The organism is Ancylobacter dichloromethanicus (assembly GCF_018390645.1).
In the GTDB taxonomy this organism is placed as follows: Bacteria; Pseudomonadota; Alphaproteobacteria; order Rhizobiales; family Xanthobacteraceae; genus Ancylobacter; species Ancylobacter dichloromethanicus.
The window spans coordinates 244,019-261,778 of sequence record NZ_JAHBGC010000004.1; the positions used below are offsets into that span (position 1 = coordinate 244,019).

Here is a 17,760-nt window from a genome sequence, read left to right on the forward strand (position 1 = left end):
ATGCGCAGAAACGTGCCTGCGACGCTGATCCCCTATGGCGTCGACAACTGGTCGCCGGACCGCATCACGCTTTCCCGCTGGAACGAGGACGGCGTCGAGATCGCGGCGGACTTTCCGTTCGCCCTCGTCGATCGGTCGGGCGGCCCGCTGCGGCTGAACAATTGCGGGCTCGATCTGCCCGCCGCCGGCGCCTTCGAGGCCGAGGCCCCGCTGGCCGGGCGGCTGGCCGCGCATCTTGCCCGGCTGAGCGGCCAGTGGAACCTGATGGGCGCGCGTTTCGTCCAGCGCTATTTCGACTTCCTGGCCCACCGGATCGCGACCCATCGCGGCCAGCTGGAGGCGCGGCTGGCGCCGTTCGACGGGTTGTTTCGGGCCGAGGACTTCCTCTATTCCGCCCCGGTGCCGCTGCCGCGCGCCTTCCTGTACGCCCCGGAGCCGACGCCGGGGGCGCGGGGCGGGGCGGCGGACGATCTGGTCCAGGTCGATTTCGCGTTCTGGCTGGGCGACGCGATGCGCGCGGTGCTGCCGGCGCAGTCGACACTGCCGCCGGCCGCCACCCGGCGGCGCAAGGAGCGCCTTGCAGCCGCCGCCATCGCGGTTGTGACCTACGGCCCGGCGGACCTCGCGGACCCGCAGTTCGGCCTGTTCCACCGGCTTCTCGGGCCCGAGCTGAGCGCCTTCTGGGAAGGCGAGACGCTGCCCTGCGCGCCCGGCACCTCCGGCGGAGCGCTCTGAACCGTCGCCCGGATGTCAGGCGGCGGTGCGGTACCAGGCGGCGATCTCCTCGCCGGTCATGATCGCGGTCTGCGCGCGCGCCAGCACATGGTCGAGCAGTTGCTCGAAATAGCCGATGCGGTGTGGCACGCCGGTGAGGTAGGGGTGGGTGCTGATCGCCATCACCCGGGCGTTCTGTTCGCCCTCCAGCCACAGGCGGTCGAACTGGTCGATGCAGCGGCGCATGAAGGCATCGGACGGCAGATGCTGCACCGCGTGGACCACGATGTCGTTGGTCTCCACCGAGTAGGGCACCGAGAGGATGGGGCCGTGCCGGGTGGAAAGCTCCAGCGGCAGGTCGTCGATCACCCAGTTCGCGACATAGCCGATGCCGGCCTGCGCCAGCAGGTCGAGCGTGTCCTCGTTCTCGGTCAGGCCCGGGCTTTCCCAGCCCGCCGGCGGCTTGCCGGTATAGGCGCGGATCGCCTCCACCGTGTCGGCGATCGCCTTCCGCTGGTCTTCCAGATGATGCATCGGCCGCTGGGTGAAGCCATGGCCCATGAACTCCCAGCCGGCGTCGCGGGCGCCGCGCGCCACCCGCTCATAGGAATGGCAGACATTGCCGTTGACCGCGAAGGTCGCACGGATTCCACGCTTTTCCAGCGCCGCCAGCAGGCGCCAGAAGCCCACCCGCATGCCATATTCGTGCCACGCCCAGTTCGGCAGGTCGGGCATCAGCGGCTGGCCCATCGGCGCCGGCAGCACCGTGCGCGGCAGGGTGCGCTCGATCGACCATTCCTCGACATTGACGATGACCCACACCGCAACCCGCGCCTCGTTCGGCAGATGCAGCCGGGGTCGATCCACGAACGCCTGATAGGGCGCGCGGTCGCTCAGTACAGCCATTTCCGGTTTCCACTCAACGAAAGGGGAGATACGACGAAGCAGACGGCTTCGCCGATCCTCATGCAGGCCCGTGTCGCGCGCGAGGCGCGCTGGTCATTTCTGCGGATCGCATTCGGTATTATGTATAATGTACCCAGATCCAAGGATAATGGCGCATTTCCTCAGGTAGCATTTGAACGTAGCGACGACTTTCTCCGCAGACATTGGCGTTCTCCCTGCGTTTTATTTTCGTCATCCTATCATCGGGACTGTCTTCCACTCAATCAAAGCGGCCTCACATCCGGCGGAAGCACGCTCCCACCGGAGGCGGGCCGAAGGCACGCGCGAGGCCACCGCGGACGACGCCGGCCTAGCGTCCGCCGAGTTTGGCGTCAGCCGACCTTGGCGGCCGCGGTGGCGTAGGCGACATTGCGCCCGCCATAGCGGCGCACCCGCACATTGGCCTGCTCGGCATGGCCGAGAAAACCTTCCAGCACGCAGAGCCGCGAGCAGTATTCGCCCATCATCGCGCTCGCCGCGTCGCTGGTGACCTTCTGGTAGGTGCAGGTCTTGATGAACTTGCCGACCCACAGCCCGCCCGTATAGCGCGCCGCTTTCCGGGTCGGCAGCGTGTGGTTGGTGCCGATCACCTTGTCGCCATAGGCCACATTGGTGCGCGGCCCCAGGAACAGCGCGCCGTAATTGCGCATATTGGCGAGGAAATAGTCCGGGTCCGCGGTCATCACCTGCACATGCTCGGAGGCGATGCGGTCGGCCTCGCGCACCATCTCCTCCAGGCCGTCGCAGACGATCACCTCGCCGAAATCACGCCACGCGGCGCGGGCGATCTCGGCAGTCGGCAGGATCGTCAGCAGGCGGTCGATCTCCGCCAGGGTGGCGCGGGCCAGCTTCTCCGAGGTCGTCAGCAGCACGGCCGGCGAGGTCGGGCCGTGCTCGGCCTGACCCAGCAGGTCGGTCGCGCAGATCTCGGCGTCGACGCTGTCATCGGCGATCACCAGCGTCTCGGTGGGGCCGGCGAACAGGTCGATGCCGACCCGGCCGTAGAGCTGGCGCTTGGCTTCCGCCACGAAGGCGTTGCCCGGCCCGACCAGCATGTCGACAGGGGCGATGGTCTCGGTCCCCAGCGCCATCGCCGCCACCGCCTGCACGCCGCCCAGCACCAGTATCTCGTCGGCGCCGGCCAGATGCATCGCGGCCACGATGGCCGGGTGCGGGCCGTTCCGGAAGGGAGGTGCCGCCGCCACCACGCTGCGCACGCCGGCGACCTTGGCGGTCACCACGCTCATATGCGCGGAGGCGACCATGGGATATTTGCCGCCGGGCACATAGCAGCCGACGCGGTCGACCGGCACGTTCCTGTGGCCCAGAACCACGCCCGGAAGCGTCTCGACCTCGAGGTCGACCAGGCAGGCGCGCTGCTTTTCCGCGAAATTGCGCACCTGCGCCTGGGCGAACCGGATGTCGTCGAGATCGGCCTTCGACACCTTGGAGAGCGCCGCCTCGATGTCCTGTTCGGAGAGCCGGAAGCACTCCGGCGACCAGGTATCGAAGCGCTCGGAATAGCGGCGGACGGCGGCATCGCCATCGGCCTCGATCTCCTGCAGGATCTGCTCGACAGTGGCGCGAACCTTCGCGTCGTCGCTGGCGCGCTCGCTGGCCGAGCGTGCCGTCTTCAAGTGACGGGCCATCACATCTCCTCCCGGCGCGACCGCTGCGAGGATCGGGCGCCCTCGCTTCCGGATCGGCCTTGTCGAGCGCTGTTGAATGTGGCGCAGCGCTCTATTATTTATCGAGTGAAAACTTAAGCGGTCATCCTGTCAAGAGCGGCGCGGCCGCCGCCGCCGGCTTGCCAGGTGCCGTCAACAAGAATAATTATCGTTCGATAATTAAAAAGGAGCGACGCCAATGAAAGCCACCGGCCTCAACCATCTGTCGATCGGCGCCAGCGATGTCGACGCATCGGTTCGCTTCTATGTCGAGATGTTCGGCATGGAGATCATCCCGACCTACAATTTCGGCTTCCGCACCCAGTATCTGCGCTGCGGCGACCAGCAGGTGCACATCTTCGCGCTGCCGGACGCGATACCGGCCTACCAGCACTTCGCCCTCGACGTCGACGACTTCATGGCGGTGTATGAGCGCGCGAAGGAGCGCGACCTCATCGACCACAAGACTTTCGGCAACGGCGTCAACGAGATGCCCGACGGCACCGTGCAGCTCTATCTGCGCGACCCCGGCGGCAACCTCGTCGAGGTCGACTGGCCGGAAGTGGCGACGCTCGACACCGCGCGCCTGCCCGAGCTGAAGCGCCTTGCCGACCGTTTCGAGCAGGTCGGCGAGAACCTCGACGCCACGCTCTATCTCGGCCGCAAACGCGGCCGGGCGTGAACCACCAAGGGAGCACGCCATGCCCGACCTCCTCGCCGCCGACCTCCTCGCCGCCAACATCACCCGGTCCTGTTCCGACAAGGCCCGCCGGCACGACGAATTGCTGGCCGCCGCCGTCGATCTCGCCGCCACCTTCGCCGAACGCGCGCCGCGCACGGAAGAGCTTCGCCGGCTGGCGCCGGAGAACGAGCGCGACCTCCACGCGGCCGGGCTCTACCGCATGCTGCAACCGCGCGCGGTCGGCGGCTCGGAGCTGGATTACGGCTGCCTGATCACCATCGGCGCGGCGGTCGCCGCCGGCTGCGCCTCCACCGGCTGGAACCTCACCAACCTCGCCAGCCATCACTGGATGCTGGCGATGTTTCCCCCGCAGGCGCAGGACCGCGTCTGGGGCGAGAACCCGGACGCGCTGATCGCCTCGTCCTTCGTGTTTCCGGCCGCCAAGGTCGGCAAGGTGCCGGGCGGCTATGTCATCTCCGGCAGATGGCCGTTCTCCTCCGGCGTCGATGTGTGCGACTGGAACATGCTGGCCGGTGTGGTGCGCGAGGACGGCGAGGCCCCGGATCACCGCATCTTCCTGGTCCATCGCCGCGACTATGAGATTCTCGACACCTGGCACGTCACCGGGCTCAAGGGCACCGGCTCGAAGGACGTGGTCTGCAACGAACTGTTCGTGCCGGAGGAGATGACGGTCTCCGCCGCCGACCTCAAGGGCACGGCGACACCGGGCAGCGAGCGCCATCCCGCGCCGCTCTACCGCATTCCGGTGTTCGCGCTGTTTCCCGCCATCCTCTCGGGCATCGGCCTCGGCAATGGCGAGGGCGCGCTGAACGCCTATGTCGAAAGCGCCGGGACCCGGGCCGCCAGCTACACCGGCGCCCGGCTGGCGGATTTGCAGAGCACGCAGATACGCATCGGCCTGGCGGCGTCCAGGCTTTCCCATGCGCGGCGGGTGATGATCGGCATCTGCGAAGAGGCAAGCCGGGACGCCGAACGCGGCATCGTGCCCGATATCGTCACCAAACAGGCCTATCGCCGCGATCTCGCCTATTCCACCGGGCTCACCACCGCGGCGGTCGACGACATCAACGCCGCCAGCGGCGCGCAGGCGCTGTATCTCGCCAGTTCCCAGCAGCGTCGTTTTCGCGACGCCCATGCTATAAATGCCCATATCGCCTTCAGTGCCGACATGGCCAACGCCGCCTTCGGGCGCGTGGCCCTGGGGCTGGAGAGCGACAATCCGATCGTCTGAACAGAAAGCCCGATGGCCCTCACGCACGACATCGACACCACCGAAGCCCCTCCGAAGCAGCGCCGGTCCCGGATCAAGCCGGAGGAACGTCACCGTGAATTCGTTCGCAAGGCGGTCAGCCTGTTCTCCGAGGTCGGCTTTGGGGCCGGCACCCGCGAGCTGGCGCAACGCCTCGGCGTCACCCAGCCGCTGCTCTACCGCTATTTCCCCAGCAAGGACGATCTGATCGCGGCCGTGTATCGCGAGATCTACGTCAATCGCTGGAAGCCGGAATGGCGCGAGGGGCTGCTCGACGAGGCGGTGCCGATCCGCCAGCGCATCCTGTCCTTCTATGACGACTACACCCGCACGATCTTCACCCCGGAATGGCTGCGCATCTATCTGTTCTCCGGCCTGCGCGGCGTCGACATCACCCGGCTCTACACCACGACCGTCGAGACCGAGATCCTGAAGCCGATCGCGCGGGCGACCCGCAAGGCTTTCGGGCGTCCCGACAGCGACCCGCTCCGACCGGAAGAGGTGGAACTGTTCTGGACCCTCCAGGGCGGTATCTTCTACTACGGCGTGCGCCAGATCGTGTACGGGCTGGAGATGCAGGTCGACCGCGAGACCATGCTGCGCAATGCCATCGACACCTTCCTCGATGGCGTCTCCAGCGTGATGGAGCGCATCGCCAGCGAACAGCCGGCGGGAGGCGCGAGCGCCGGCGGCGAGTTTCGAATATCGGACAATTGATCGAACACGCGCCACGGGGCATGATGCCGGCGAATAAAGCCATGTCGGGAGCATTCAGTGTCGATCCAGCTTCGTCCGGCCGCTCCGGCACGAGAGGACGCCAACACGCTTGGCGTCGAGGTATATTCCCATCTGCGCCGCGACCTGATCGCCGGCCATCTCCAGCCCGGCGAGCGGCTGCGCTTTCGTCAGCTCAGCGCCCATTACGGGGTCGGCATCGGCCCGCTGCGCGAGGCGCTGTCGCGGCTGGTCTCCGAGCATCTGGTGCATTTCGAAGGCCATCGCGGCTACACCGTCGCGCCGCTCTCGCTGGAGGATCTGCACGATCTGTGCGCGCTGCGCACCGAACTCAGCTGCAAGGCGCTGCGCCAGTCGATCGCGCTCGGCGACGATGAGTGGGAGGGCGAGATCCTCGCAGCCCTGCACCGGCTCGAACGTGGCCCGGTGCCGAATTCCGCTTCCGACCGCGACTCCATCGACGAGTGGGAGCGCCGCCACGACCGCTTTCATTTCAGCCTGATATCGAGCTGCAATTCGCCGTGGCTGCTGCATTTCTGCGGTGCGCTGTCCGACCATTTCCAGCGCTACCGCCGGGCCGTCATCGTCGAGGTCGGCGGGTCGGCGGATCTGTTGAAGCGGGTGCGCGAGCAGCACCGCAAGGTGGCGGAAGCCGCCATCGCGCGCGACGCCGACCTCGCCACCGACATCCTGGCCCGCCACTTCCAGGGCAGCGTCGAGGTGGTGGCGAAGAACTACCAGGCCATTGCCCGCCGCATCGCCACCGGCGCGCAGGCCGCCGGCGCGTAGCCTGCCGCTGCCAAGCCTGTTTCGGTTCCCTGTTTCGGTTCCCTGTTTCGGTTCCCTGTTTCGGCTCCCTGTTTCGGTTCCCCCGTTTCAGCCGGCCTGTTCCAGCCAGTCGCAATTGACTTGGCGGCGATGTTCGAACATTCTCCAGATTAACGACAATAATCCGCTTGAGGGACCGGTCGGTTCCTGTCGAACAGGCGGGCACGCTGCGTGCGCAGCGGCCGACGAACAATCAAAAAGTGTGGGAGAGCCGACGTGACGCCTGATCTGATTCGCGGAATGCGCCTCATCGGCCATGACCTTCTCGCCGGCTATGGCGCCATCGGCGAAGGCAATTCGCTACAGGCCGCCCCCGATGGCCGCCGCATTCTGTGGCTGGCGCATGAGGGGCCGCCGAAGAACTTCACCGGCGTCGACGTCACCGATCCGCGCAAGCCGCGCGTCGTCGTGCAGACCGACCTGCCGCACAATCGCGTGCGCTCCAACTCGCTGGAGGTTCACGGCAACCTCATGGCCGTCGCCTACCAGACCGTCGAGCCGGGCATGACCCCCGCCGGCATCGAGCTGTTCGACGTCTCCGTGCCGGAGAGCCCGCGCCCGGTCAGCTTTTTCGACTGTTCCGGCCCGCACTCGCGCGGTGTCCATCAGGTCTGGTTCGTGGATGGCGAATATATCCATTGTGCCGCCGGCGCCGCCGATTTCACCCCGCGCAACCAGCTCGACGACCAAGCCTACCGCATCATCGACGTGCGCGACCCGACCCGGCCGGTCGAGGTCGGTCGCTGGTGGATGCCCGGCACCGCCGAGGGTGACGAGGCCCCGCCGCCCGAGCGGCTGAAGCTGGACACCGGCTTTCGCTGCCACAACACCAATGCCTACCCGCAGCGTCCCGACCGCTGCTATGTCGGCTACATCGACGGCGGCGGCTACATCCTCGACATCGCCGACAAGGCGCGCCCCAAGGTGATCTCGCGGTTCAACCCGAACCCGCCCTTTCCCGGCTTCACCCACACCATGATGCCGCTGTTCAGCCGCGAGCTGATCATCGCGACCCATGAGTGCGTTTACGATGACGGGCTCGACTGGCCCAAGCTCAACTGGATCATCGACGCCCGCAAGGAGGACAATCTGGTCCCGCTGAGCGTGCTGCCGATGCCTCCGGTGGAGGAATATGGCCGCAAGGGCGGGCGCTACGGCGCCCACAACGTCCATGAAAACCCGCCGCGCGACACCGCCTTCCAGTCCGACACGCTGATCTTCGCCACCCTGTTCAATGGCGGGCTGCGGGTCTACGACACCTCCGACCCGCTCCGGCCCAACGAGGTCGCCGCCTTCGTGCCGCCGGCGCCGGCCCATTCCCGGGTGCCGGCGGCACAGATCAACGACGTCTATGTCGACGAGAACGCCATCGTCTACACCGTCGACCGGCATTCCGGCGGGCTCTACATCCTGGAACTCGACATCTGAGCGAGGCGGTCATGTCGGCACTTCCGGTCACGCTCATCACCGGCTTCCTCGGCAGCGGCAAGACCACGCTGCTCAATCATCTGCTGCGCGATCCCGGCATGGCCGATACCGCGGTGATCATCAACGAGTTCGGCGATGTCGCGATCGACCACCTGCTGGTCGAAAGCGCCATCGAGAACGCGGTGGTGCTGCAGAGCGGCTGCATCTGCTGCACGGTGCGCGGCGATCTGGTGGACACGCTGGCCGACCTCAAGGCCAAGCAGACGCGCGGCGAGATCCCGCCCTTCTCGCGCATCGCCATCGAGACCACCGGCCTCGCCGACCCCACCTCCATCGTGGGGATGTTCACCACCGAGGAACTCGTCTCCTCGCAGTTCCGGCTGCGCGCGGTGGTGACCACGGTCGACGCGGTGAACGCCGCCGGCCAGCTCGACCAGTTCGAGGAGGCGGCGCGGCAGGTGGCCATGGCCGACGTCGTCATCCTCACCAAGACCGATCTTGCCGACAACGACACCGTCGCGGCACTGCGCGCGCGGCTCGCCCGCATCAACCCCGGCGCCGAGGTCGTTCCTGCCGTAGACGGCCGGCTTTCGCCGGAGCAACTGTTCGAGCGCGCGCCGCAAACCCCGACGGCGAGCGGCGAGGGGCTGGCGCAATGGCTGAAGCCGGAGGCCTTCGACCATCCCCACGGCCACGATCACGACCATCACCATCACCATCACCATCACCATCATGATGGTGATGGTCACAGCCACCATGACGAGGCGATCAAATCCTTCGCGGTGACGCTGGACCAGCCCATCGAGCGCGAGGCGCTCAACCGCTGGCTGAACGCGGTGCTGTCGCTGCGCGGCAAGGACCTGCTGCGCATGAAGGGCATCGTCAATGTGCGCGGCGTGCCCGGCCCGATGGTGGTGCACGCGGTGCAGAACATCGTGCACCCGGCGGTACGGCTTCAGGCCTGGCCGAGCGCGGACCACACCACGCGCATCGTCTTCATCACCCGCAACATCTCCCGCGCGGCGCTGCAGAACAGCCTTCAGGCCCTGGCCTGACCGCCCGACGGGTGTGAGGGACCGGACGGCGACGAGGCGCCGGCCGCCTACTCCGCCGCGTGCCTGGCATGGCCGAGCCGTTCGGCGAGGGTGTCGACCAGCGCCCCGGCGGCTTCGGCGATCACCGTGCCGGGGGGGTAGATGGCGTCGGCGCCTGCCGCGCGCACCGCGTCGTAATCCTGCGGCGGCACCACGCCGCCGACCACCACCATGATGTCGGGCCGGCCCTGCGCCGCCAGCGCCATCTTCACCTGCGGCACCAGCGTCAGGTGCCCGGCGGCGAGCGAGGAGATGCCGATGACGTGCACGTCGTTCTCCACCGCCTGCCGGGCGGCTTCCTCCGGCGTCGCGAAGAGCGGGCCGATATCGACGTCGAAGCCGAGATCGGCGAAGGCGGAGGCGATCACTTTCTGCCCCCGGTCGTGCCCGTCCTGCCCGACCTTGGCGACCAAGAGGCGCGGGCGCCGGCCCTCTTCCTGCTCGAACGCCTCGACCCGCGTCCGCACCTGCGCCACCTTGTCGGCCATCGCTCCCGCCTCCCGCCGGTAGACCCCCGACACCGCGCGGATTTCCGCCCGGTGCCGACCGAAGACGCGCTCCAGCGCGTCGGAAATCTCGCCCACCGTGGCCTTGGCGCGGGCCGCGTCGATGGCCAGCGCCAGCAGGTTGCCATTGCCGCGCGCCCCATTCTCCAGCGCCGCCAGCGCGCCGGCCACCGCCGGCGTGTCGCGCTCGGCCTTCAGCCGCGCCAGCTTGGCGAGTTGGGCGGCGCGCACGGCCGAATTGTCGACCCGCAGTACGTCGATCGGCGTCTCGCGCTCGGGCCGGTACTTGTTGACGCCGACCACGGTCTGCGCCCCGGAATCGATCCGCGCCTGCGTGGTGGCGGCGGCTTCCTCGATGCGCAGCTTGGGAATGCCGGCCTCGATCGCCTTGGCCATGCCGCCCAGTTCCTCCACCTCGGCGATATGGGAGAGCGCCTTGGCGGCGAGGTCGGCGGTCAGCCGCTCGACGTAGAACGAGCCACCCCACGGGTCGATGGCGCGGGTGGTGCCGCTCTCCTGCTGCAGCAGGAGCTGGGTGTTGCGGGCGATGCGGGCGGAGAAGTCGGTCGGCAGCGCCAGCGCCTCGTCCAGCGCGTTGGTGTGCAGCGACTGGGTGTGGCCCTGCGTCGCCGCCATCGCCTCCACCATGGTGCGCATCACATTGTTGAACACGTCCTGCGCCGTCAGGCTCCAGCCCGAGGTCTGGCAATGGGTGCGCAGCGGCAGCGACTTCGGGTTCCGCGCGCCCAGGTCCTGCATCAGCTTCGCCCAGATCACCCGTGCGGCGCGCAGCTTGGCGACTTCCATGAAGAAGTTCATGCCGATCGCCCAGAAGAACGACAGCCGCGGCGCGAAGGTGTCGACCGGCAGCCCCGCCGCCACGCCGGCGCGCACATAGTCGACACCGTCGGCCAGCGTGTAGGCCAGCTCCAGGTCCTGCGTCGCCCCGGCTTCCTGCATATGGTAGCCGGAGATCGAGATCGAGTTGAAGCGCGGCATCTCCCTGGCGGTAAAGGCGAAGATGTCGGAGATGATCCGCATCGAGGGCGTGGGCGGGTAGATATAGGTGTTGCGGACCATGAACTCCTTGAGGATGTCGTTCTGGATGGTGCCGGAAAGCTGGGCCGGGCCCACCCCCTGCTCCTCCGCCGCGACGACGAACAGCGCGAGGATCGGCAGCACCGCCCCGTTCATGGTCATCGACACGCTCATCTGGTCGAGCGGGATCCCTGAGAACAGGGTACGCATGTCGTAGATCGAATCGATCGCCACCCCGGCCATGCCGACATCGCCGGCGACGCGCGGATGGTCGCTGTCATAGCCGCGATGGGTGGCGAGATCGAAGGCGACGGACAGCCCCTTCTGCCCGCCCGCGAGGTTGCGGCGGTAGAAGGCGTTGGAATCCTCCGCCGTGGAGAAGCCGGCATATTGCCGGATGGTCCAGGGCTGGGTGGCATACATGGTGGGGTAGGGCCCGCGCAGGAACGGCGCGATGCCGGGATAGCTGTCGACGACCGACAGCCCGGCGAGGTCGGCCGGGCCGTAGAGCGGCTTCACCGCGATGCCTTCCGGCGTCGTCCAATCGCCGGCACCGGCGCGCGGCGCGGCAGGCTGCGGCGCCCGCCAGTCCCTCGCCGCGAAGTCGGGGATGCGGCTCATCGCGCACCCTCCCACGTGCGGGCCTGGGCTAGGCCTTGCGCGCCACGAACGAGCCCGAACAGTTCTTCACCGGCGATTCCCATTTGCCGATCGCCACATCGCCGCGCACCACGCCCCGGGCGGAAACCGTCTCGTCGCCGCGCACCACGCGAATGTCGATCCGCCCGAGCGGGCTCACCGAGCCGCTCGCTTCGACCGACCACATGCCGGCATAGCTGATCCGGCCTTCCTCGACCGACAGCTTGAACTCCAGCCGCTTGTCGCACGGTCCCGAGAGCGGTTCGGTCGCCACTTCCCAGATGCCGTCGTGCAGGCTCAGTTCGGTCAGTTCCTGTGCCGTTGCCGGCGGTATCAGCAGCGCCCCCCAAAGCGCCGCGCCGCAGGTGGCAAACGTCCACCCGTGAGTCAGCGTCTTCATGGCCTGTCCCTAAGTTTCCGGCGGCATGAAAGCCGCCCTTGGGGAAACGGATGGCGACCCTCATGGTTCCACTCTCCGGGCAATGCCGAGGCGGGCCTGCGCGTCGTCGAGAAAGGCGACCAGATCCATGCCGGCGGTGAGATAGCCGTCGATTCCCGCCGCGCGATGGGCCGGCGCGTCCTCGCCCGGCGTGCCGGCGAGATACACGCCCACCGCCCCCGCCGCCTTCAGCGCGCTCGCCGTCTCCACGGCGGCGGCGGCATAGGCCGCGTCGGACCCGCACAGGCAGGCGATCCGCGCGCCCGAGGCCCGGAAGGCGTCGGCCAGCGCCGCCATGTCGGTGAAGCCGTCATTTCCCGGCGCGGTGATGCCGCCGGCCTCGAAGGCGGCGCGGGTGAAGCTGGCACGGGGGGTGAAGTCGGCCGGCGTGCCGAGATTGGCCAGAAACACGCAAGGCCGCGCGGCCGCCGCCGCCTCGCGCAACCGCTCGAACGGTTCGGCGAGGCGTTCGCCGACCAGCGGCTCGCACAGCAGCGCGCCCTCGGCAGGGGTGGGCGCGGCGCGGCGGCGGGCGGGGGCGAGCACGGATGGCGCCGTCTCGCCCAGCAGCGGGAATTCCGAGGTGCCCGTCAGCGGTTGCCGGCGGGTGGCGACGTCCTTCGCCCGCGTCATGCGCGCCGCCTTCAACCGCGCCTGCCAGGCGCCGGAGGCCAGCGCCTCCACCATGCCGCCCTCGCGCTCGATCTGGCGGAACAGCTCCCAGGCGGTGGCCGCCAGCTTCTCGGTGCGCTCCTCGATGGCGCCGGCCCCCGCGCCGGGGTCGGCGACGCGGTGGAGGTTGGATTCCTCGATCAGAATGATCTGGGTGTTGCGGGCGAGCCGCCGCGCCTCCGCGTCGGCCAGGCCGAGCGCCTGGGTGAACGGCAGCACGCTCACGCTGTCCGCCCCGCCGACCCCGGCGGCGAAGGCGGCGAGGGTGCCGCGCAGCAGGTTCACATGGGCGTCGTGCCGGGTCAGGGAGCGCCACGCGGTTTCCATGTGAAGCGCGACCGGCGAGGACGCGAGGCCGCAGCCCTCCAGTACCGTCTGCCACAGCAGGCGGAAGGCGCGCGGCTTGGCCTGGGTGCCGAACTGGTCGACATCGGCGGTCAGCGTCACCTCGATCAGCCGTGCCGCCTCGTCCAGCGGCAGGCCGGCCGCCTCCAGCGCCTTGAGATAGGCGAGGGCGGTGGCCAGCACGGCGGCGAGTTCCTGCGCGTCAGTGGCGCCGGCGCCATGGTGCAGCCGCCCGTCCGCCCGCACCATCGGCGCGTTCAGCCCGCGCCTGTAAAGCGCCGTCACCGTCTGGCCGAGCCGGGCGGAAAGCGCCTCCCATTCGATCGGCGCGGCGCCCAGCGCGGCGAAATCGCCGATGGGATCGAGCCCGAAACGCAGGTCGAGCTCGGCGGGGTCGGCCTTCTCGAACAACCGGGCGAGGGCGAGAGCGATGTCGCGGCCCTGGAAGCCGCCGACCTCGACCCGCAGCGTCGCCATGTCGGCCATCAGCCCGTCCAGCGTCGCCACCAGTTCCTCATGCCGCGCCGGCAGGCCGAAGCCGCCGGCCGAGGGCGCGGAGGCGAACACCAGCGAGACGCCGTCGGCCCCGCCGGTGAGGTCTTCCAGCATCTGCGCATTGGCGGTGGCGGGGGCGTCATGGTCGATGCGGGCGATCACCTTCCACGGCGCCCCGGCCGGCCGCCCGGCGATCGGCGCCGCATTGGGACGGCGTTCCGGCAGCGCGTCGAGGCCATAGCCGTCGGCCGTGCGCGTCACCATGCGCCGGTCATAGGGCGCGCCCTTCAGCACGCCCTCGACCAGCGCCAGCCAGTCCGCGCGGGTGGCGGGCGGGAAGCCGGCGAGGTCGAGATCGAGCGGCGGGTGCATGGTGCGCTCCTCAGGCGAAGTCGAGGATCACGGCGTCGACGGCGAGGCTGTCGCCGGCCCTGGCGTGCACCCGCGCGATGGTGGCGTCGCGCTCGGCGCGCAGCACGTTCTCCATCTTCATCGCCTCGACCACGGCAAGCGTCTCGCCGGCCTTCACCTCCTGCCCCTCGCTGACCGCGATGGAGACGACGAGGCCCGGCATCGGGCAGAGCAGGTGCTTGAAGCTGCCGGCCTGTTGCTTCACCGGCATCAGCGCGGCAAGCTCGGCCTCGCGCCTGGTGTAGACCAGCGCCTCGACCGCGATGCCGCGATGCGCCAGCGCCACGCCATTGAGGCGCGGGCGCACCTGCACGGCAAGCGCCTCCTCGTCGAACACGCCGCTCCATACCGGTTCGCCCGGGTGCCAGCCCGAGCGCAGTTCGTGGGTGGAGAGCGGACGGCCCTCGGCGTCGAGGAAGCTGACGATGAAGCCGCCCGCCGCGCGGTCGACCTCGCAGGCGAGCGTGAGATCGCCGAGCCGCACCACTCGCTGATGCTCGAACACCACCGGGCGGCCGGCGAGCTGGCCGGAAATCCGGCGCTTCCTCGCATTGCCGACATTGTCGATCACCGCCGCCACGCCCGCCAGCGTGCGCGCCAGCGCCGCGCTCGGCGCGGTGGCATGGAAGCCGTCGGGATATTCCTCGGCGATGAAGCCGGTGGAAAGCCTGCCCGCCCGCCAGCGCTCATGCGTCATCAGCGCCGAGAGGAACGGGATGTTGTGCTGGATGCCGTCAATGGCGAAGGCGTCGAGCGCGTCCGCCTGCGCCTCGATCGCCGCTTCCCGCGTCGGCGCGTGGGTGATCAGCTTGGCGATCATCGGGTCGTAGAACAGCGAGATTTCCCCGCCCTCCTGCACGCCGGTGTCGTTGCGCACGGTGACGCCCTCGCTCACCCCTTCCGCCGGGGGCTTGTAGCGGGTGAGCCGGCCGATGGAGGGCAGGAAGCCGCGATAAGGGTCCTCGGCATAGACGCGGCTCTCCACCGCCCAGCCGTTCAGCGTCACATCCGCCTGCGTGAGGGCGAGGGGCTCGCCCGCCGCGACGCGGATCATCTGCTCGACCAGGTCGATGCCGGTGACGAGTTCGGTGACCGGATGCTCCACCTGCAGCCGGGTGTTCATCTCCAGGAAATAGAACGACTTGTCCTGCCCGGCGACGAATTCCACCGTGCCGGCGCTGTCGTAGTTCACGGCCCTGGCCAGCGCCACGGCCTGCGCGCCCATAAGGGCCCGCGTCTCTTCGTCCAGCAGCGGCGAGGGGGCTTCCTCCACCACCTTCTGGTTGCGGCGCTGGATCGAGCATTCGCGCTCGCCGAGATGGATGACGTTGCCGTGCTTGTCGCCCAGCACCTGGATCTCGATATGGCGCGGCTCGACGATGAACTTCTCGACGAACACACGGTCGTCGCCGAAGGAGGACTTGGCTTCCGAGCGGGCGCGGTCGAACCCTTCCTGCACTTCGTCGCGGGAATGGGCGATGCGCATGCCCTTGCCGCCGCCGCCGGCACTGGCCTTGATCATCACGGGATAGCCGATCTCGTCGGCGATGCGGGCGGCGTGGCCGGCATCCTCGATCACGCCGAGGTGGCCCGGCACGGTGGAGACATTCGCCGCCGCCGCCGCCTTCTTGGATTCGATCTTGTCGCCCATCGCCTCGATCGCCCCCGGATTGGGGCCGATGAAGACGAGGCCGGCCGCCTTCAGCGCGGTGGCGAAGCTCGCCCGCTCGGAGAGGAAGCCATAGCCGGGATGCACCGCCTGCGCGCCGGTCTGCTTGGCCGCCGCGATGATCTTCTCCGCATCGAGATAGGACTGCGCGGCGGGGGCGGGGCCGATATGCACGGCTTCATCCGCCATCTCCACATGCAGCGCGTCCCTGTCGGCGTCGGAATAGACCGCGACGGTGGCAATGCCCATGCGCCGGGCGGTCCTGATGACCCGGCAGGCGATCTCGCCACGGTTGGCGATGAGGATCTTGGAGAACATGGGCGTTCCTGACCGTTCGATTCTCTGCTGTCGTCATCCTGAGGTGCCCGGCGCAGCCGGGCCTCGAAGGATGGTCGTCTCGTGCTCCGTTCGGCATCCTTCGAGGCTCGCTTGCGCTCGCACCTCGGGATGACGGCGCTCCGGCGGGAAGCGCCTACAACGGCAAATTATCGTGCTTCTTCGCCGGCGCCTCGACCTTCTTCGAGGCCAGCATCGCCAGCGCCCGCGCGATGCGCTTGCGGGTCGCGCGCGGGGCGATCACCTCGTCGATATAGCCGCGCTCGGCCGCGACGAAGGGCGAGAGGAACCGCTCTTCATATTCCTTGGTCCGCGCCGCGATCTTCTCGGGGTCGTCGATATCGGCGCGGAAGATGATCTCCACCGCCCCCTTGGCACCCATCACGGCGATCTGCGCCGTCGGCCAGGCATAGTTCACGTCGCCGCCGATGTGCTTGGAGGCCATCACGTCATAGGCGCCGCCAAAGGCCTTGCGGGTGATCAGCGTCACCAGCGGCACGGTCGCCTGCGAATAGGCGAACAGCAGCTTGGCGCCGTGCTTGATCAGCCCGCCATATTCCTGCGCCGTGCCCGGCAAAAATCCCGGCACGTCGACGAAGGTGACGATCGGAATCTCGAAGGCGTCGCAGAAGCGCACGAAACGCGCCGCCTTGCGCGAGGCGTCGGCATCCAGCACCCCGGCCAGCACCATCGGCTGGTTGGCGACAAAGCCCACCGTGCGCCCCTCGATCCGGCCGAAGCCGGTGAGGATGTTCTTGGCGAAGCCTTGCTGGATCTCGAAGAAGTCGCCCTCGTCGGCGACCTTCGCGATCAGTTCCTTCATGTCGTAGGGCTTGTTCGGGTTGTCCGGCACCAGCGTGTCGAGCGAGGGGTCGAGCCGCTCGCCATCGTCGAAGCTCGGCCACACCGGCACGCCGGAAGTGTTGCAGGCGGGCAGGAAGTCGATCAGCCGGCGCATCTGCAACAGGCACTCGACATCGTTCTCATACGACCCGTCGGCCACCGAGGACTTCGTCGTGTGCACCTTGGCGCCGCCCAGTTCCTCGGCGGTCACGCTCTCATTGGTGACGGTCTTCACCACTTCCGGCCCGGTGACGAACATGTAGGAACTGTCGCGCACCATGAAGATGAAGTCGGTCATGGCGGGGGAATAGACGTCGCCGCCGGCGCAGGGGCCCATGATGACCGAGATCTGCGGGATCACGCCGGAGGCCAGCACGTTGCGGCGGAACACCTCGCCATAGCCGCCCAGCGCCGCCACCCCTTCCTGGATGCGCGCCCCGCCGGCGTCGAACAGGCCGATGATCGGCGCCCGCGTCTTCAGCGCCATGTCCTGGATCTTGGTGATCTTGGCGGCGTGCGCTTCCGAGAGCGAGCCGCCGAACACGGTGAAGTCCTTGGCGAACACGAACACCTTGCGCCCGTTCACCGTGCCCCAGCCGGTGACGACGCCGTCGCCGGGGATCTTCTCGGCCTTGTCCATGCCGAAATCGGCGCAGCGGTGCTGCACGAAGGTGTCGAACTCCTCGAACGAGCCGATGTCGAGCAGCAGGTCGAGCCGCTCGCGCGCGGTCAGCTTGCCGCGCCTGTGCTGGGCCGCGACGCGCGCCCCGCCGCCGCCGGCGCGTGCCCCGGCGCGGCGCTGTTCGAGTTCGTCGAGAATGGGCTTCATGGCGCTCCCTCCGGACGTCGGCACGCGGGCCGTTCAGACCCTTCTAGGCGCTTGCCGGACAAAACATAAGCTGTGAAAATGCGGATCGTGAAGTTGTAAAATTTTCACAAGATCGACTTGGCAGGCGCTGCCCCCTCTCCCCGGCGGGGAGAGGGTTGGGGTGAGGGGGCGTCCA

At 68.4% G+C, this 17,760-nt stretch carries 14 protein-coding genes; 7 read left to right on the top strand and 7 right to left on the bottom strand.

Going from position 1 to position 17,760, the window contains the following annotated elements:
• Positions 1-735, top strand: a complete 735-nt coding sequence (locus KHC23_RS01345; RefSeq protein WP_213368587.1) for a hypothetical protein — start codon at positions 1-3, stop codon at positions 733-735.
• A gap of 15 nt (positions 736-750) precedes the next feature.
• On the opposite strand, the gene KHC23_RS01350 is transcribed toward KHC23_RS01345, so the two are convergent.
• Both KHC23_RS01350 and hisD read right to left on the bottom strand, forming a co-directional pair.
• Positions 751-1,620, bottom strand: a complete 870-nt coding sequence (locus KHC23_RS01350; RefSeq protein ID WP_213368589.1) for a polysaccharide deacetylase family protein — start codon at positions 1,618-1,620, stop codon at positions 751-753.
• A 371-nt stretch (positions 1,621-1,991) separates the two neighbouring features.
• On the bottom strand, positions 1,992-3,308 hold the full coding sequence (gene hisD / locus KHC23_RS01355) for a histidinol dehydrogenase (RefSeq protein WP_213368591.1): 1,317 nt from the start codon (positions 3,306-3,308) through the stop codon (positions 1,992-1,994).
• A gap of 217 nt (positions 3,309-3,525) precedes the next feature.
• On the opposite strand from hisD, the gene KHC23_RS01360 reads away from it, so the two are divergent.
• The 6 genes from KHC23_RS01360 (at position 3,526) to KHC23_RS01385 (ending at position 9,324) form a co-directional block, all read left to right on the top strand.
• On the top strand, positions 3,526-4,008 hold the full coding sequence (locus KHC23_RS01360; RefSeq protein WP_213368598.1) for a VOC family protein: 483 nt from the start codon (positions 3,526-3,528) through the stop codon (positions 4,006-4,008).
• Between the two features lie 19 nt (positions 4,009-4,027).
• Positions 4,028-5,260 (top strand): acyl-CoA dehydrogenase family protein, encoded by a 1,233-nt coding sequence (locus tag KHC23_RS01365; protein WP_213368600.1) that lies wholly within the window; start codon positions 4,028-4,030, stop codon positions 5,258-5,260.
• 12 nt (positions 5,261-5,272) lie between these two features.
• On the top strand, positions 5,273-5,995 hold the full coding sequence (locus tag KHC23_RS01370; protein ID WP_213368602.1) for a TetR/AcrR family transcriptional regulator: 723 nt from the start codon (positions 5,273-5,275) through the stop codon (positions 5,993-5,995).
• 57 nt (positions 5,996-6,052) lie between these two features.
• Complete coding sequence (locus KHC23_RS24745) at positions 6,053-6,802, top strand: FCD domain-containing protein (RefSeq protein ID WP_213368604.1); 750 nt, start codon at positions 6,053-6,055, stop codon at positions 6,800-6,802.
• Between the two features lie 255 nt (positions 6,803-7,057).
• A complete protein-coding gene (locus KHC23_RS01380) occupies positions 7,058-8,269 on the top strand; it encodes an LVIVD repeat-containing protein (RefSeq protein WP_271188723.1) in 1,212 nt (403 codons plus the stop codon).
• Between the two features lie 11 nt (positions 8,270-8,280).
• The gene (locus KHC23_RS01385) at positions 8,281-9,324 is read left to right on the top strand and encodes a CobW family GTP-binding protein (RefSeq protein WP_213368606.1); all 1,044 of its coding nucleotides are present in this window, start codon (positions 8,281-8,283) and stop codon (positions 9,322-9,324) included.
• Positions 9,325-9,371: 47 nt separating this feature from the next.
• On the opposite strand, the gene scpA is transcribed toward KHC23_RS01385, so the two are convergent.
• The 5 genes from scpA to KHC23_RS01410 all read right to left on the bottom strand — a co-directional run bounded on the left by scpA (position 9,372) and on the right by KHC23_RS01410 (position 17,585).
• Positions 9,372-11,528, bottom strand: coding sequence for a methylmalonyl-CoA mutase (gene scpA / locus KHC23_RS01390; RefSeq protein ID WP_213368608.1), 2,157 nt, complete (start codon positions 11,526-11,528; stop codon positions 9,372-9,374).
• 28 nt (positions 11,529-11,556) lie between these two features.
• Positions 11,557-11,946 (bottom strand): hypothetical protein, encoded by a 390-nt coding sequence (locus KHC23_RS01395; protein WP_213368610.1) that lies wholly within the window; start codon positions 11,944-11,946, stop codon positions 11,557-11,559.
• A gap of 60 nt (positions 11,947-12,006) precedes the next feature.
• The gene (locus KHC23_RS01400) at positions 12,007-13,869 is read right to left on the bottom strand and encodes a methylmalonyl-CoA mutase family protein (RefSeq protein ID WP_213368612.1); all 1,863 of its coding nucleotides are present in this window, start codon (positions 13,867-13,869) and stop codon (positions 12,007-12,009) included.
• A 10-nt stretch (positions 13,870-13,879) separates the two neighbouring features.
• A complete protein-coding gene (locus KHC23_RS01405) occupies positions 13,880-15,895 on the bottom strand; it encodes an acetyl-CoA carboxylase biotin carboxylase subunit (protein ID WP_213368614.1) in 2,016 nt (671 codons plus the stop codon).
• A 154-nt stretch (positions 15,896-16,049) separates the two neighbouring features.
• The gene (locus KHC23_RS01410) at positions 16,050-17,585 is read right to left on the bottom strand and encodes an acyl-CoA carboxylase subunit beta (protein ID WP_213368616.1); all 1,536 of its coding nucleotides are present in this window, start codon (positions 17,583-17,585) and stop codon (positions 16,050-16,052) included.
• Positions 17,586-17,760: the final 175 nt, after the last annotated feature.

What these genes read in the sequence shown, in the direction of transcription:
- KHC23_RS01345 (WP_213368587.1), top strand. Translation starts at nt 1, where the DNA reads ATGCGCAGAAACGTGCCTGCGACGCTGATCCCCTATGGCGTCGACAAC.
- KHC23_RS01350 (WP_213368589.1), bottom strand. Translation starts at nt 1,620, where the DNA reads ATGGCTGTACTGAGCGACCGCGCGCCCTATCAGGCGTTCGTGGATCGA.
- hisD (WP_213368591.1), bottom strand. Translation starts at nt 3,308, where the DNA reads ATGGCCCGTCACTTGAAGACGGCACGCTCGGCCAGCGAGCGCGCCAGC.
- KHC23_RS01360 (WP_213368598.1), top strand. Translation starts at nt 3,526, where the DNA reads ATGAAAGCCACCGGCCTCAACCATCTGTCGATCGGCGCCAGCGATGTC.
- KHC23_RS01365 (WP_213368600.1), top strand. Translation starts at nt 4,028, where the DNA reads ATGCCCGACCTCCTCGCCGCCGACCTCCTCGCCGCCAACATCACCCGG.
- KHC23_RS01370 (WP_213368602.1), top strand. Translation starts at nt 5,273, where the DNA reads ATGGCCCTCACGCACGACATCGACACCACCGAAGCCCCTCCGAAGCAG.
- KHC23_RS01385 (WP_213368606.1), top strand. Translation starts at nt 8,281, where the DNA reads ATGTCGGCACTTCCGGTCACGCTCATCACCGGCTTCCTCGGCAGCGGC.
- scpA (WP_213368608.1), bottom strand. Translation starts at nt 11,528, where the DNA reads ATGAGCCGCATCCCCGACTTCGCGGCGAGGGACTGGCGGGCGCCGCAG.
- KHC23_RS01395 (WP_213368610.1), bottom strand. Translation starts at nt 11,946, where the DNA reads ATGAAGACGCTGACTCACGGGTGGACGTTTGCCACCTGCGGCGCGGCG.
- KHC23_RS01400 (WP_213368612.1), bottom strand. Translation starts at nt 13,869, where the DNA reads ATGCACCCGCCGCTCGATCTCGACCTCGCCGGCTTCCCGCCCGCCACC.
- KHC23_RS01405 (WP_213368614.1), bottom strand. Translation starts at nt 15,895, where the DNA reads ATGTTCTCCAAGATCCTCATCGCCAACCGTGGCGAGATCGCCTGCCGG.
- KHC23_RS01410 (WP_213368616.1), bottom strand. Translation starts at nt 17,585, where the DNA reads ATGAAGCCCATTCTCGACGAACTCGAACAGCGCCGCGCCGGGGCACGC.